The organism is Ferrigenium straubiae (assembly GCF_051257895.1).
Lineage (GTDB): Bacteria > Pseudomonadota > Gammaproteobacteria > Burkholderiales > Gallionellaceae > Gallionella > Gallionella straubiae.
This window is the reverse complement of record NZ_CP194331.1, coordinates 927,105-940,196: the sequence shown is the minus strand read 5'-3', so window position 1 is coordinate 940,196 and position 13,092 is coordinate 927,105. Positions and strand designations below refer to the sequence as shown.

13 protein-coding genes and 1 tRNA gene are annotated in these 13,092 nt (G+C 63.0%); 11 read left to right on the top strand and 3 right to left on the bottom strand.

Annotated features, from left to right (window positions below; translation table 11 throughout):
• The first annotated feature begins 23 nt into the window (after positions 1–23).
• The 6 genes from ACRRNM_RS04430 (at position 24) to ACRRNM_RS04405 (ending at position 5,044) form a co-directional block, all read left to right on the top strand.
• A tRNA-Thr gene (locus tag ACRRNM_RS04430) sits at positions 24–99 on the top strand.
• A gap of 68 nt (positions 100–167) precedes the next feature.
• Positions 168–1,346, top strand: coding sequence for an efflux RND transporter periplasmic adaptor subunit (locus ACRRNM_RS04425; protein WP_435627029.1), 1,179 nt, complete (start codon positions 168–170; stop codon positions 1,344–1,346).
• A complete protein-coding gene (locus tag ACRRNM_RS04420; protein ID WP_435627028.1) occupies positions 1,343–1,876 on the top strand; it encodes a manganese efflux pump MntP in 534 nt (177 codons plus the stop codon). Before ACRRNM_RS04425 ends, ACRRNM_RS04420 begins: the two co-directional genes overlap by 4 nt.
• Positions 1,877–1,943: 67 nt before the next feature.
• Positions 1,944–2,630, top strand: coding sequence for an ABC transporter ATP-binding protein (locus ACRRNM_RS04415; protein ID WP_435627027.1), 687 nt, complete (start codon positions 1,944–1,946; stop codon positions 2,628–2,630).
• A complete protein-coding gene (locus ACRRNM_RS04410; RefSeq protein WP_435627026.1) occupies positions 2,627–3,832 on the top strand; it encodes an ABC transporter permease in 1,206 nt (401 codons plus the stop codon). Before ACRRNM_RS04415 ends, ACRRNM_RS04410 begins: the two co-directional genes overlap by 4 nt.
• A gap of 12 nt (positions 3,833–3,844) precedes the next feature.
• A complete protein-coding gene (locus ACRRNM_RS04405; protein WP_435627025.1) occupies positions 3,845–5,044 on the top strand; it encodes an ABC transporter permease in 1,200 nt (399 codons plus the stop codon).
• Positions 5,045–5,093: 49 nt separating this feature from the next.
• Here the strand turns inward: ACRRNM_RS04405 and fliD are convergent, their stop codons facing one another.
• Positions 5,094–6,056, bottom strand: a complete 963-nt coding sequence (gene fliD, locus ACRRNM_RS04400; RefSeq protein ID WP_435627024.1) for a flagellar filament capping protein FliD — start codon at positions 6,054–6,056, stop codon at positions 5,094–5,096.
• 81 nt (positions 6,057–6,137) lie between these two features.
• On the opposite strand from fliD, the gene earP reads away from it, so the two are divergent.
• The 5 genes from earP to ACRRNM_RS04375 all read left to right on the top strand — a co-directional run bounded on the left by earP (position 6,138) and on the right by ACRRNM_RS04375 (position 11,570).
• Positions 6,138–7,397 (top strand): elongation factor P maturation arginine rhamnosyltransferase EarP, encoded by a 1,260-nt coding sequence (gene earP, locus ACRRNM_RS04395; RefSeq protein ID WP_435627023.1) that lies wholly within the window; start codon positions 6,138–6,140, stop codon positions 7,395–7,397.
• Between the two features lie 2 nt (positions 7,398–7,399).
• Positions 7,400–7,954 carry an elongation factor P gene (efp, locus tag ACRRNM_RS04390; protein WP_435627022.1) on the top strand — a complete coding sequence of 185 codons (555 nt, stop codon included), beginning with the start codon at positions 7,400–7,402 and terminating at the stop codon, positions 7,952–7,954.
• Between the two features lie 152 nt (positions 7,955–8,106).
• Positions 8,107–8,547, top strand: coding sequence for a hypothetical protein (locus ACRRNM_RS04385; RefSeq protein ID WP_435627021.1), 441 nt, complete (start codon positions 8,107–8,109; stop codon positions 8,545–8,547).
• A 17-nt stretch (positions 8,548–8,564) separates the two neighbouring features.
• A complete protein-coding gene (locus ACRRNM_RS04380) occupies positions 8,565–10,862 on the top strand; it encodes a GAF domain-containing protein (protein WP_435627020.1) in 2,298 nt (765 codons plus the stop codon).
• 78 nt (positions 10,863–10,940) lie between these two features.
• On the top strand, positions 10,941–11,570 hold the full coding sequence (locus ACRRNM_RS04375; RefSeq protein ID WP_435627019.1) for a tetratricopeptide repeat protein: 630 nt from the start codon (positions 10,941–10,943) through the stop codon (positions 11,568–11,570).
• Here ACRRNM_RS04375 and ACRRNM_RS04370 read toward each other — a convergent pair whose 3' ends face one another.
• The gene (locus ACRRNM_RS04370) at positions 11,571–12,011 is read right to left on the bottom strand and encodes a YbaN family protein (protein WP_435627018.1); all 441 of its coding nucleotides are present in this window, start codon (positions 12,009–12,011) and stop codon (positions 11,571–11,573) included.
• Entirely contained in the window at positions 12,008–13,012 is a 1,005-nt protein-coding gene (locus ACRRNM_RS04365) for a metal-dependent hydrolase (RefSeq protein WP_435627017.1), read from the bottom strand. Before ACRRNM_RS04365 ends, ACRRNM_RS04370 begins: the two co-directional genes overlap by 4 nt.
• Between the last annotated feature and the right edge of the window lie 80 nt (positions 13,013–13,092).

The window sequence follows — 13,092 nt, the reverse complement described above, 5'->3', positions numbered from 1 at the left end:
CCTCTATAATCGCCCCCGTTTCTGCTGGAGTAGCTCAGTTGGTAGAGCAACGCACTCGTAACGCGTAGGTCGGAGGTTCGATTCCTCTCTCCAGCACCATCCAATCCGGGGCCAATGCAAGCCCAACATTCTGTCAGCATGGCTGACCCAGCACTTGGGGAAATCGCATGACATTGTCTCGGCAACGTGAACAAAATCGCCTCCTGAAATACCTCCCTTATCTCGCGGTGCTGCTATTGCTGGCGGCGGCGACTTGGTATTTCACGCGCCCCGAGCCGGTTCGCGTGCAACTGACCAAGGCTGAACGCGGCACGGTGGAGGCGACGGTGAGCAACACCCGTGCGGGGACAGTCAAGGCCTGCCGCCGCGCCAAGCTGGCGCCGCCGGTGGGCGGGCAGATCGCGCACCTGCTGGTGAAGAAGGGCGACCGGGTCAAGGCCGACCAGATATTGCTGGAGCTGTGGAACGACGACCTGCAGGCGCAGGCGCGGCTCGCGGAGCAGCAGCTTAATACGGCGAACACGCGTGTCGATGAGATATGCACCATCGCGGAGATGAGCAGCAAGGAGGCTGTGCGCGCGCGACAGTTGCGCGAGCGCGGCTTCATCTCGCCGGAAGGACTGGAGCGCGCCGAGGCGGACGCAAAAGCCAAACGGGCTTCCTGCACGGCGGCGCGCAGCGAGATCGAACAGGCGCGTTCGCGCATCAACGTGGCGCAGGCCGGTTTGCGGCGCATGGTGCTGCGCGCGCCGTTCGGCGGTGTCGTGGCCGACATCAGCGGCGAACTGGGTGAATACACCACGCCTTCGCCGCCCGGTATCCCGACTCCGCCCGCGATCGACCTGATCGACGACAGCTGCATGTTCGTCAGCGCACCGATCGACGAGGTGGACGCGGCCAGCATCAAGGTGGGTCAGCCAGGCCGCATCGTGCTGGATGCGATCAAGGGCAAGTCCTTCGCCGGTAAGGTCAAACGCATCGCTCCCTATGTGCTGGAGCTGGAGAAGCAGGCGCGCACCGTGGAGGTGGAAGTTGAGTTTGTTGAACCGCCTACTCAGGAGAACCTGCTGATCGGCTACAGCGCCGACGTCGAGATCGTGCATGCCTCCCATGAAAAGGTGCTGCGCATCCCCACGCAGACCCTGCTGGAAGGCAAGCGCGTGCTGTTCTACCGGCCGGATGGCGTCCTCGAAGAGCGCAAGGTCGAGACCGGTCTGGCCAACTGGGAATACACCGAGATTACCTCCGGCCTGAACGAGGGCGACCGCGTGGTGATGTCGCTCGATGCGGCCGGGGTGAAGGCCGGCGTGCGCGTGCAGCCGGAGGCTGCGAAGACCGCAAAATGATAGAAGTGATTATTTTGGCGGTGGCGCTCAGCATGGACGCCTTTGCTGTCTCCATCGGCTTGGGCGCCAAGAAAGACACGCCCGGCCTGGCGCTGAAAGCCGGCTTCTACTTCGGCGTTTTCCAGGCTCTTATGCCCTTCATCGGATATCTGGGCGGCAAGGGTATCTTGGGCTGGATAGACGCCTATGCCCACTGGATCGCTTTCGGGCTGCTGGTGCTGATCGGCGCGAAAATGGTTTACGAAGGCCTCAGCGAAGGCATCGAAGAGGACATCTCCGACGTCACCAGCAAGATGATGCTGGTGCTGGCCATCGCTACCAGCATCGATGCGATGGCGGCCGGATTCAGCCTGACGCTGCTGGAGGTAAACCCTTATGTTGCCTGCCTCATCATCGGAACAACGACTTTCGCCTTCAGCTGGGCCGGCGTTCTGATCGGCAGGAAGAGCGGCACCTGGCTCGAAAACAAGGCGGAAATTTTCGGCGGAATCGTCTTGATATCGATAGGGTTCAAGATACTTCTTTTCTGATTCGCGAAGCAGGGTGCAGGCAGTTGCTTGCATCCCACCCGTGAATTCCAACCGGAGTGGTGTTTGAATGATAGCGCTTAGCCAGATCAGCCGTATCTTCACCGTCGGCGACCAGCAGGTTGCCGCGCTGCGCGACATCGATCTCGAGATCGCGGCGGGCGATTACGTCTCGATCATGGGGCCATCCGGCTCCGGAAAATCCACGCTGCTCAACCTGATCGGCCTGCTCGACCGCCCGACCTCGGGCACTTACCGGCTGGACGGCGGGGACGTCACCGACCTGGATGACCGGCAGCAGGCCAAGGTGCGCAGCGAAAAAGTCGGCTTCGTGTTCCAGTCGTTCCATCTGGTGCCGCGCCTCACCGCCGCGATGAACATCGAGCTGCCGCTGATGCTGGCGGGGGTTTCTCCCGCCGAACGCAAGGCGCGCGTCGCGCAGCTGCTGGAAAACTACGGCCTCGCGGACCGCGCCGACCATCGGCCCGACCAGCTTTCCGGCGGGCAGCGCCAGCGCGTCGCGATCGCACGCGCCACCAGCATGCACCCCGCCGTGCTGTTGGCCGACGAGCCGACCGGCAACCTCGACCAGGCCACCGGAAAGGAGGTGATGAACCTGCTCGAGCAACTGGTCGGGCAGGGGGTCGCGCTGATCCTCGTGACCCATGACCCGGTCATCGGCGGGCGCGCGGCACGCCAGGTGCGCATGGTGGACGGGCGGATCACCGGCGAGACCGGCCGGCCGGCGGGCGCATGAGGTTCGTCGATGTCGTGCAGTTTGCCTCGGGCAGCCTGCGCGGCAGCCGTGCCCGCACCCTGCTGATGATGTTTGCGATGTCCATCGGCGTGGCGGCGGTGGTGGTGCTCACCGGCCTCGGCGAAGGGGCGCGCCGCTATGTCGTCGGCCAGTTTTCCTCGCTGGGCACCAATCTGCTGATCGTGTTTCCCGGCCGCACCGAGACGACGGGATTCGGGCCGGGCATGCTGCTCGGGCAGATTCCGCGCGAGATCACGCTGGACGACGCGCAGGCCCTGCTGCGCAGCCGCGCCATCGGGCGCATCGCGCCGCTGACGGTGGGTGCATCGCAGATTTCGCGGGATGCGCTCAACCGCGAAGTGGCCGTGCTGGGCTCGACGGCCGACCTGCTGGAGGTGCGCCACATGAACATGGGGCAGGGGCAGTTTCTTCCCGCCGGGGATGTGTATTCCAGCGAATCGGTGTGCGTGCTCGGCGCCAAGCTCAAGCGCGAGCTGTTCGGTCAGCAGAATGCCATCGGCGCCTGGGTGCGGCTCGGGGACCGGCGCTTCCGCGTGATCGGCGTGCTCGCGGCGCAGGGCGAATCGATGGGCTTCAACACCGACGAGATCGTCATCGTGCCGGTCGCCTCGGCGCACATCCTGTTCAATACCGTCGGCCTGTTCCGCATCCTCGTGGAGGCGAAAAGCCGCGATTCCATCGAGCGCGCCAAGCGGGACGCCGAGGAGATCCTGGCGCAGCGGCACGGCGAGCGCGACGTGACGGTCATCACGCAGGACGCCGTGCTCGCCACCTTCGACCGCATCCTGCGCGCGCTGACGCTCGCGGTCGCGGGCATCGCCGCGATCAGCCTGGCGGTGGCCGGCATCCTCATCATGAACGTGATGCTCATCGCCGTCTCGCAGCGCGTCCGGGAAATCGGCCTGCTCAAGGCGCTGGGCGCGCCGGCGAGCCAGATCAGGAACCTGTTCTTCGCTGAGGCGATCCTGCTCTCCGGCATCGGCAGCGTGGCGGGGCTGGTGCTCGGCGAGATCGGCACACGGGTGATCGCGCAAATCTACCCGGCGCTGCCGGTGGCAGCCCCCTGGTGGGCGGTGCTCGCGGCGTTTGGTACGGCAACAGGCACCGGCATCCTGTTCAGCGTATGGCCCGCACGGCGCGCGGCGCGGCTCGATCCGGTGATGGCGCTGGCGCGGAGCTGAGGTGCCCGAGAAATGTTATTTCCCGACCTGATCCGCCTCACCTCATCCAGCTTCCTCGCCTACCGCGTGCGCAGCTTTCTCACCGGCCTGGGCATCGCGGTCGGCATTGCGGCGGTGATCCTGCTGACCTCTATCGGCGAGGGGCTGCACCAGTTTGTGCTCTCCGAGTTCAGCCAGTTCGGCACCAACCTGATCGGCATCCAGCCGGGCAAGAAGCAGACTCACGGCGCGAGCGTCGGCATGCTCGGCTCGGTCAGGCCGCTCACGCTGGACGATGCCGAGGCGCTGCGCCGCCTGCCTTATGTCGAATACATCAGCCCCAGCGTGACGGGCAACGCCGAGGTGCGCGCCGACGGCAAGACGCGCCGCACCATCGTGTCCGGCGTCGGCCCCGAGATGCCGCAGGCGCTGCGCATGTACGTGCAGACCGGCAGTTTCCTGCCCCGCGACGACCCCGAGCAGGCGCGCGCCTTCGTCGTGCTTGGCGCCAAGATCAGGCAGGAACTGTTTGCCGGGCAGAACCCGCTCGGCAGCTACCTGCGCGTGGGCGGGCAGCGCTACCGCGTGATCGGCGTGATGGAGCCGAAAGGTCAGGTGCTCGGCTTCGACCTGGACGACACCGTCTACATTCCCGCCGCGCGCGCGATGGAGCTGTTCAACCGTTCCGGCCTGATGGAAATCCACGTCACCTACCGCCCCAGCGCCGAGCTTGAACAGGTCGAGGCGGGCATCCGCGGCATTCTCACGGCGCGGCACGGCAGTGAAGACTACACGCTGGTTCCGCAGGAAAAGGCGCTCGAAGTGCTCGGCTCGGTGCTGGATGTGATCACCTTCGCGGTCGGCGCACTGGGCGGCATCTCGTTGCTGGTCGGTGGAGTCGGCATCCTGACCATCATGACCATGGCCGTCACCGAGCGCACCTCGGAGATCGGCCTGCTGCGCGCGCTGGGTGCGCGCGAACGGCAGGTGCTGGCGCTGTTCCTCGGCGAGGCGATGCTGCTCTCCGCGCTGGGTGGACTCACCGGGTTGGTGCTCGGAGTCGGCATCGCGCAGGCGTTGCACCAGCTATTTCCTGCGCTGCCGGTGCACACGCCGTGGGAATTCGCGGTGGTCGCCGAACTCAGTGCGGCGACTATTGGCCTCGCGGCCGGCGTGATGCCGGCGAGGCGCGCGGCGAGGCTAGACCCGGTGGAGGCGTTGCGGACGGAGTGAAAACAGTGCTTGCGAAAGTGATTTGACTGATTTTGCCCTGAAACAGGTTCTAAACGCCGTACGTCTGGTTATATGCGGCCAGCGCCTGGGCGATCTGCCCCGCAGGCTTGGCTGCGTCGCCGGTGCCGAACTCCTTCTGCAATGAGTCCTTGTTGTCGGCGATGTAATGAATGGCGCGATTCAGGTTGTCGAGCCGGCTCAAGACAAAATTGCCGTCCGAATTGAGCAAGCTTGCCGACTTGGCAAAATTTGTGCCGAATTCCTGTACCGCATCCACGACACCCTGTTTGTTGGTTGCCAGTAGCGAGTCCAGTTTGGTGGTGTCCAGGGAGGCCAACCGGGAACCGGGGGCAATAGCGATGCCCAGATCGCCCAGGCCGTGCACGCCCTTCTCGATCCCGAAGAAACGGTAGCTAACGCTTTGCTCCAACTCGTATTGAGACACTTGGGCTGCCCGGGTATCGGATAACAAACCGCCTTCCTGCAAGTCGGGAGCAAACCTCTGAATCCAGTTGTTGTACTGCCCCACAAAGGCCTGCAACCGGGACTTTATGCTGTCATTGCCGTCGGATGACACAATGCTGCCCAGGCTCAGACCTGCATCCTGCATCCGGGAGATAGCTGATTTCATCTGGCTCAGTTCCGAGAACTGGGCCTTGTAGTAAACATCTTTTTTGTTGATGACTGTCATCATCGTGTAGGCCGATTCAGGATCGGCTAGCGCCATATTGCGGCCAGTGGGGGAGATGCCTTTTGTGCTGCTGCTTTGGTTTACATTGCTGCTCTGGATGAGCAGGGATAGCGGGTCTGAGGATAATTGGGTAGGCTGGGCGCCGCTTTTTGAAGTCAGAAGCGAGAACATGGCCGCCCATGAGTCGTTGCCCTTGGCATTAGACGCCGAGCTTGTCAGCGAACTCAACACCTGGGATTTCATAAGCAAGACAGAAACGGGCGAGATATTCACGTGGCTTATTCCTTTGTTTATCTCTGGCTTGGTGACCAGTTGCGCCATAAGACCAGACGGGCACGAATTAGTTTTGTCCATTGTGGGACAATATGATAAGGGTTATCCAGTCTGCCGCCTATTTCTTCTATGATCAACGACATACCAAACCGCTGTGACATCTTCTGCAATGTCATCGACAACTACGGCGACATCGGCGTGTGCTGGCGGCTGGCGCGGCAGCTGGCGCAGGAGCATGGGCTGACCGTGAGGCTGTGGGTGGACGATCTGGACAGCCTGGTGAAGCTGTGCCCGGAGGCGGACGCGGCACGGGATGTCCAGCATTGCCGGGGTGTGGAGGTGCGGCGCTGGCAGGGGGCGGACAGGCCGTTCACCCTTCGATACCTCAGGGCGAACGGGGAAGAGGAGGCGATTCAGCCCGCCGAACTGGTGGTCGAGGCGTTCGCCTGCAAACTGCCGCAGGGCTACCTCGAGGCGATGGCGGCGCGGGAGCCCAAGCCGGTGTGGATCAATCTCGAATACCTGAGCGCGGAAGAATGGGTAGGGACGCACCACAAGCTGCCTTCGCCGCAGCCCAGCCTGCCGCTGACCCGGTACTTCTTCTTCCCGGGGTTTACTCCAAAAACTGGCGGGCTACTGCTGGAGCGCGACCTCTTCGCGCAGCGCGATGCGTTCCGGAACGATGCCGTACGGCAGCGGGCGTTCTGGGCGTCGTTCGGCATGGAAGTGCCGGGTGAAGAGACATTGAAGGTCTCGCTGTTCGGCTACGAGAACGATGCGCTGGTGGGGCTGCTCGACGCCTGGGCGGGCGGCGAGCAGCCGGTGCTGTGCCTCGTGCCGGAGGGGCGCATCCTGCCGCAGGTGGGACAATACTTCGGCGATCCGGATTCCCCTCGCCCGCTTGCGGGAGAGGGGTTAGGGGAGAGGGCCGGCTACTCACGCGGCAAGCTGCAAGTGCGCGTGCTGCCGTTCGTCGAGCAGGAGCGTTACGATGAGTTGCTCTGGGCGTGCGACATCAACTTCGTGCGCGGCGAGGATTCCTGCGTGCGGGCGCAGTGGGCGGCCAGGCCCTTCGTCTGGCATATCTACCCGCAGCACGACGGTGTGCATATGCAGAAGCTGAGCGCATTCATGGCGCGGTATTGCGCCGGGTTGCCGCCGGAAGCGGAAGCGGCGCTGCGCGGGCTGTGGGAGGCGTGGAACAGCGGTGGAGCATTGCCCATTCCGGTCGGCCAGGCATGGAACGATTTTCGTGAGCACCAGTCTATGCTGCGGCAGCGCGCCCAGGGCTGGGCGCTGGAATTGGCAGAAAACAATCTGGCGTTGAATCTACTGGATTTTTTCCGGGAAACCGGTAGAATGCGCGCCTTCAAAATTGAGGGGCAGTAAACATGAAGACAGCACAGGAACTCCGCGCAGGTAATGTTGTGATGATCGGCAACGACCCGATGGTTGTGCTGAAGGCAGAATACAGCCGTTCCGGCCGCAACGGCTCGGTGGTCAAGATGAAGATGAAGAATCTGCTGACCGAGGCGCCAAAAGAAACCGTGTACAGCGCCGACGACAAGTTCGACCAGATCATCCTGGACCGCAAGGAGTGCACCTATTCCTACTTCGCCGACCCGATGTACGTGTTCATGGACGGCGAATACAACCAGTACGAGATTGAGGCGGAATGCATGGGCGACGCGATCAACTACGTCGAAGACGGCATGCCTTGCGAAGTGGTGTTCTACAACGAGAAGGCGATCTCCGTCGAACTGCCCAACACCATCGTGCGCGAAGTGATCTACACCGAGCCCGCCGTGCGCGGCGACACTTCCGGCAAGGTGATGAAGCCCGCCAAGATCAACACCGGTTACGAACTGCCCGTCGCGGCCTTCATCGAGATCGGCGACAAGATCGAAATCGACACCCGCACCAACGAGTTCAAGAAGCGCGCTTAATCGATACCGCTTTGCGGGTAGCGAAAGGCCAGCCCCCAGCTGGCCTTTTTTCTGTCTGCCGTTTGCAGGGCACGCTATCCGCAAAAGCCGGTCGCCGATGGTAGAATGCGCCGGCGATGGGCAGCGGTACTAATAACACGGCGGAATCCGGGATGGCGCAACAGAACGACGAACTGATCCAGGCACAGGCGGAGTTGCGCGATTTCAAGCGCACGGTGCTGGCCCTGCGCCAGGAACTGGAGAATGCCCAAGCGGAGTCGGATGCGCGGCTGCGCAAAGCTGCCGTGGACGCCAAGGCCGAGGCCACACAGCTTGAAGCTACCGTGGTCACATTGCGCGAGGAACTGGAGGAGGCGCGGGCGGAACGCGAAAGGGCGGTGCAGCAGGCCGTTGCCGCCAGCCACAACGACATCCAGCAATTGAAGGCGACTGTCGCAGCACTGCGCGATAGCCTTGAAATTGCGCGCATCGACAAGGAAAGCGGCATCGAAAAGGCGGTCAGCACGGCGAATGCCGAAATCGCCCAGTTGCATGGCACAATCCGCACCTTGCGCGAGCAGGTCGAGGCGTTGTCCGCCAAAGCCGCAGCCTGAAACTCGAACCAGCAAAAATGGACCAGCCGACCGCCAAAACCAGAAAAAAGAAATCTGCCGCCGACAGCGACGCGCAGCAGCGCCGCCGCCTGCACACGGCCGAATTGCTGCTTGCTGTCTCGCACCGGATGGCGGAGTTCGACACCCTCGACGAGGTGCTCAACGCTCTGGTGGAAATGACCACCACCCACCTCAACGCCGCGCGCGGCTCGCTGTTCCTCAACGATCCGGCCACCAACGAACTCTATTCGCGCGCCGTACAGGGTAACATCAAGCGTGAGATCCGCATGCTCAACACCAGCGGGATTGCTGGTTTCGTGTTCACCAGCGGCGAGCCGCTGATCATTCATGACGCCTATTCGGATTCGCGTTTCAACCGTTCCATAGACGAGCAGACCGGCTTTGTCACGCAGAACATTCTGTGCGTGCCGATCAAGACGCTGAAAGGCGAAGTCATCGGTGTCGCGCAGACTCTCAATAAGCTCAAAGGCAAATTTACCCAGCATGATTTGCATCTGCTCCAGGCGATGACCAGCCAGGGGACGCTCGCGCTGCAGAGCGCACAGTTTATCGAGCGCATGAAGGCACGCCACAAGCAGGAAATGGAGTTTATCGACATCGTTTCCGAAGTCACCGCCGACATCAAGCTCAGCTCGCTGCTGCAGCGCGTGATGGGCGAGGCGACGCGCATGCTCAATGCCGAGCGCTCGACGCTGTTCCTCAACGACGAAAAGACCGGCGAGCTATGGTCGGAAGTCGGCCAGGGGCTGGAGTCGATGCAGATCCGCCTGCCCAACCATCTCGGTATCGCGGGCGCTGTGTTCACCTCGGGCAAGTCCATCAACATTCCCTATGCCTACGCCGACCTGCGTTTCAATCCGGCCTTCGACAAGAAGACTGGCTTCTTCACGCGCTCCATCCTGTGCGTGCCCATCGTTAACAAGAACGGCAAGACCATCGGCGTGACCCAGGTGCTGAACCGGCGCGGCGGGCCATTCACGAGCGATGACGAGTCGCGGCTGCGCGCCTTCACTGCGCAGATTTCCATCGCGCTGGAAAACGCCAAGCTGTTCGCCGACGTGCAGTCGATGAAGAACTACAACGAATCCATGCTGGAGTCCATGTCGAACGGGCTGATCACGCTGGACGAGAATGAGCGCATCGCCACCTGCAATGCGGCCGGCCTGCGCATCCTCAAGGCGCGCCCCGAAGAAGTGCTGCACAAGCCGGCGGCGGAGTTCTTCGCGGGCGATAATGCCTGGGTGCTGGAGAAGCTCAGGCAGGTGGCCGAGGGCGGGCAGCAGCAGACCACCATGGACGCGCCGCTGCAGGCGGCGGGCGAGACGCTGTCGGTCAACCTTACCGTGCAGCCGCTGCTCGACGCCGTCCAGAAGCATATCGGCTCGATGTTCGTGATCGAGGATATCAGCAGCGAGAAACGCATCAAGTCCACCATGTCGCGCTACATGGATCCCGGCATCGCCGACCGGCTGGTCGCCGCGGGCGCTGAGGTGCTGGGCGGCAAGAACGTCGAATGCACGGTGCTGTTCTCCGACATCCGCGGCTTCACCACGCTGACCGAGCAACTCGGCGCGCAGGGGACTGTGGCGTTGCTCAACGAATACTTTACGCTGATGGTGGATTGCATCCAGCACGAGGAAGGCATGCTGGACAAGTTCATCGGCGACGCGATCATGGCCGCGTTCGGCATCCCGGAGAACCATGAGGACGATGCCGACCGCGCGGTGCGCGCCGCGGTCGCCATGATCAAGACACTGGAAAAATGGAACCATCAGCGCATCGGCGAGGGGAGGCTGCCGGTCAATATCGGCGTCGGCCTGAATACCGACAGCGTGGTGTCCGGCAACATCGGCTCGAAGAAGCGCATGGATTTCACCATCATCGGCGACGGCGTCAATCTCGCCTCGCGCCTGGAGTCGGCGTGCAAGCAATACGGCACGAAAATCCTCATCAGCGAATTCACGGTGCGCAAGCTGCAGGGCACCTACCGCAAGAGGGAGATCGACCTGGTGGTGGTCAAGGGCAAGACCGAGCCAGTGTCGATCTACGAAATTCTCGCCTACCACACCGAGGAGACCTTCCCCAATATTGCCGAGGTGCTGGAGCTGTTCAAGGACGGGCTGGCCGCCTATCGCGCCCGCCGCTGGGATCAGGCCATCAAGCTGTTCAAGGAGGCCGCGGCGCTCAACCCCAACGACAAGCCGAGCAAGCTCTACATCGAGCGCGCCGGGCACCTCAAGGCCAATCCGCCACCCGACGACTGGGCCGGGATGTGGGTGATGGAGTCGAAATAGCCCTGCATTTCCGGCCGCTGTTTTGCGGCATGCCGTATAATTTTCCCAGTTATTTTCTCTCTGCAATCAAGGTAAATCATGAACAAGTCAATCAAGAAAAAATCGCTCGGGCTCGTCCTGGCTATCGTCTTCCTCGCGGGCAGCACCGCCGCGCAGGCCGGTCTCAAGGAAGGGGTCGCCGCCTACAGGAGAGGCAGCTTCACCGTTGCAATGAAGGAACTCACACCCCTTGCGGAGCAGGGCGATATGAAGGCGCAACTGCTCCTCGGGGGCATGTACGGCGGTGTGCGAGGCATCCCGCAGGATCACGCGAAGGCCGCATTCTGGTACCGCAAGGCGGCCGAACAGGGCAGCGCGCCGGCACAGATTGCGCTCGGTGTGATGTACAAGAATGGAACCGGGGTCAAGCAGGACGACAGGGAGGCCGTGTCGCTGTTTCGCAAGGCAGCGGAGCAGGGGTTTTCCGAGGCGCAATATGTTCTCGGCGAGGTTTACGAACAAGGGCTGGGCACAACGGTAAAGCCCGATCCGGTGGAGGCGCATATGTGGTACAACCTGGCCGTGACAGCAGGTTTTGAGGCCGCCCGCTACAACATGGAAGGGATTGAAGCCAGGATGAGCCCCGAGCAGATCGAAAAGGCGAAATCCCTCGCGAGGGAATGGCTGGCGAAGCACAAGCCAACCGTCGAGAGCGACGCCCACAAGTAGTCAGGGCTTTGGGCGGTCGCGCGACGGGATGCGGTAGAGCCAGGCCACCATCGTCAGGCCGAAAAAGGCCAGCGCCAGCTGCAGCCAGCCGTCCTTGATGAAGAAAACTATCGAACTGCCGAAGGTCAGGGTCATCGTGGTCACCGCCACCAGCTTGATCCGCCACGGAATGCTGCGGTAGGTGCGCCATTCGACGATCAGCGGGCCCAGGGCCGGCTGGTTCATCAGCCAGTTGTAGAAGCGGTGCGACGAGCGTGCGTAGCACGCGGTGGCGAGCAGCAGGAAGGGCGTGGTCGGCAGGATGGGCGTGACGATGCCGATGATGCCGACCAGCAGGAACAGCGTGCCCAGTGCGGCGAAGACCACCCGCACCCAGAGGAAGCGGTGCTTGCGCACCTCGTGGCTGTAGTCGCGGCGTTCCACGGTTCTGGCCTTGTTCAATCTTTCCCCCTCAGCATATCGATGAAGCGGTCGATCTCCTCGCGCGACATCTGCCGCGAGGCCTCGAACGGCGCATGGGCTTCCGGCTGCCGCATGTCCAGGCGGATGCCCCACAGCGGACGTGTGCTGGTGGGCAGCATCGCGTAGCGCACGTCGCCGAGCAGGCCCGGATCTTCGGGATGCAGGGCGAGGTAGCCGTCGGAGAAGAAATCGAAGCGCCCGATGTCGCGGTAGAGCACCGAACCCGGAGCAAGCCCCGGCAGGTCGCGCGACAGGTCGAAGGCGCGCGCGGTATTGCCCGGATAAACCTTTGCGGTTCCGCCCACCCGCACCGCATCGACGTAGTAGATTCCACCGGAGCGGTAGATCGAGCGCCACAGCAGCAGATTGCCCATGGTCGGCTTGACGGTGAGTTTTGCGGCCTCATGCCCGCGCTGTGCGATGGTCGCGCGCATTGCGCCTTCGGCGCGCTGGTGCTGGAACCAGCCGAGGGAGAGGTAGACCGCTGCCAACAAGAGGCCGGCGCGCGCCGCCATCGTCTTGCGCGAGCGCAGACCGAGCAGCAGCGCCGCGCCGAGAACTAGCGAAAACAGCGGGTCGAAGATCGGCACGATGCTCCAGGCGATGCGCTCCCCGGTGAACGGCCACAGCAGGTGCGTGCCGTAGCTGGTGCAGGCATCGAGCAGGCCGCTCGTCGCGCAGCCCAGCAGGGCGTAAAGGTAGATGCGGCGGAAGCCGATCGGACGCCGGAGTGCCTTAAACGCGGGCCAGAGCAGCAGCGCAACCAGCAGGGCGCCGGCGGGAATGAAAACCAGCGAGTGGGTGAATTGGCGGTGGTATTCCAGCACCAGCAGCGGGTCGGCGTCGGAGCGGATCAGCGCGTCGGCATCCGCGACCAGTGCGGCAAGGAAGCCCGTCGCCGTCGCGGCGCGCGTCTCTTCTTTCCTGCTGTACGATTGGGCGAGAGTTCCGCCCAGCAGGCCGTGGGTCAGGATGTCCATCAGCCGCGTTCCGTCGTGCGGAGAAGGCAGGCCGCTCGACGGCACGGGAAGCGAAGCTGCATTTCCAAGGGGTCTGGTTC

Excerpts from the sequence above, each read along its gene's own strand:
- ACRRNM_RS04380 (WP_435627020.1), top strand. The coding sequence starts at position 8,565 with ATGGACCAGCCGACCGCCAAAACCAGAAAAAAGAAATCTGCCGCCGAC.
- ACRRNM_RS04365 (WP_435627017.1), bottom strand. The coding sequence starts at position 13,012 with ATGGACATCCTGACCCACGGCCTGCTGGGCGGAACTCTCGCCCAATCG.
- efp (WP_435627022.1), top strand. The coding sequence starts at position 7,400 with ATGAAGACAGCACAGGAACTCCGCGCAGGTAATGTTGTGATGATCGGC.
- fliD (WP_435627024.1), bottom strand. The coding sequence starts at position 6,056 with ATGGCGCAACTGGTCACCAAGCCAGAGATAAACAAAGGAATAAGCCAC.
- ACRRNM_RS04405 (WP_435627025.1), top strand. The coding sequence starts at position 3,845 with ATGTTATTTCCCGACCTGATCCGCCTCACCTCATCCAGCTTCCTCGCC.
- ACRRNM_RS04385 (WP_435627021.1), top strand. The coding sequence starts at position 8,107 with ATGGCGCAACAGAACGACGAACTGATCCAGGCACAGGCGGAGTTGCGC.
- earP (WP_435627023.1), top strand. The coding sequence starts at position 6,138 with ATGATCAACGACATACCAAACCGCTGTGACATCTTCTGCAATGTCATC.
- ACRRNM_RS04420 (WP_435627028.1), top strand. The coding sequence starts at position 1,343 with ATGATAGAAGTGATTATTTTGGCGGTGGCGCTCAGCATGGACGCCTTT.
- ACRRNM_RS04425 (WP_435627029.1), top strand. The coding sequence starts at position 168 with ATGACATTGTCTCGGCAACGTGAACAAAATCGCCTCCTGAAATACCTC.
- ACRRNM_RS04410 (WP_435627026.1), top strand. The coding sequence starts at position 2,627 with ATGAGGTTCGTCGATGTCGTGCAGTTTGCCTCGGGCAGCCTGCGCGGC.
- ACRRNM_RS04375 (WP_435627019.1), top strand. The coding sequence starts at position 10,941 with ATGAACAAGTCAATCAAGAAAAAATCGCTCGGGCTCGTCCTGGCTATC.
- ACRRNM_RS04415 (WP_435627027.1), top strand. The coding sequence starts at position 1,944 with ATGATAGCGCTTAGCCAGATCAGCCGTATCTTCACCGTCGGCGACCAG.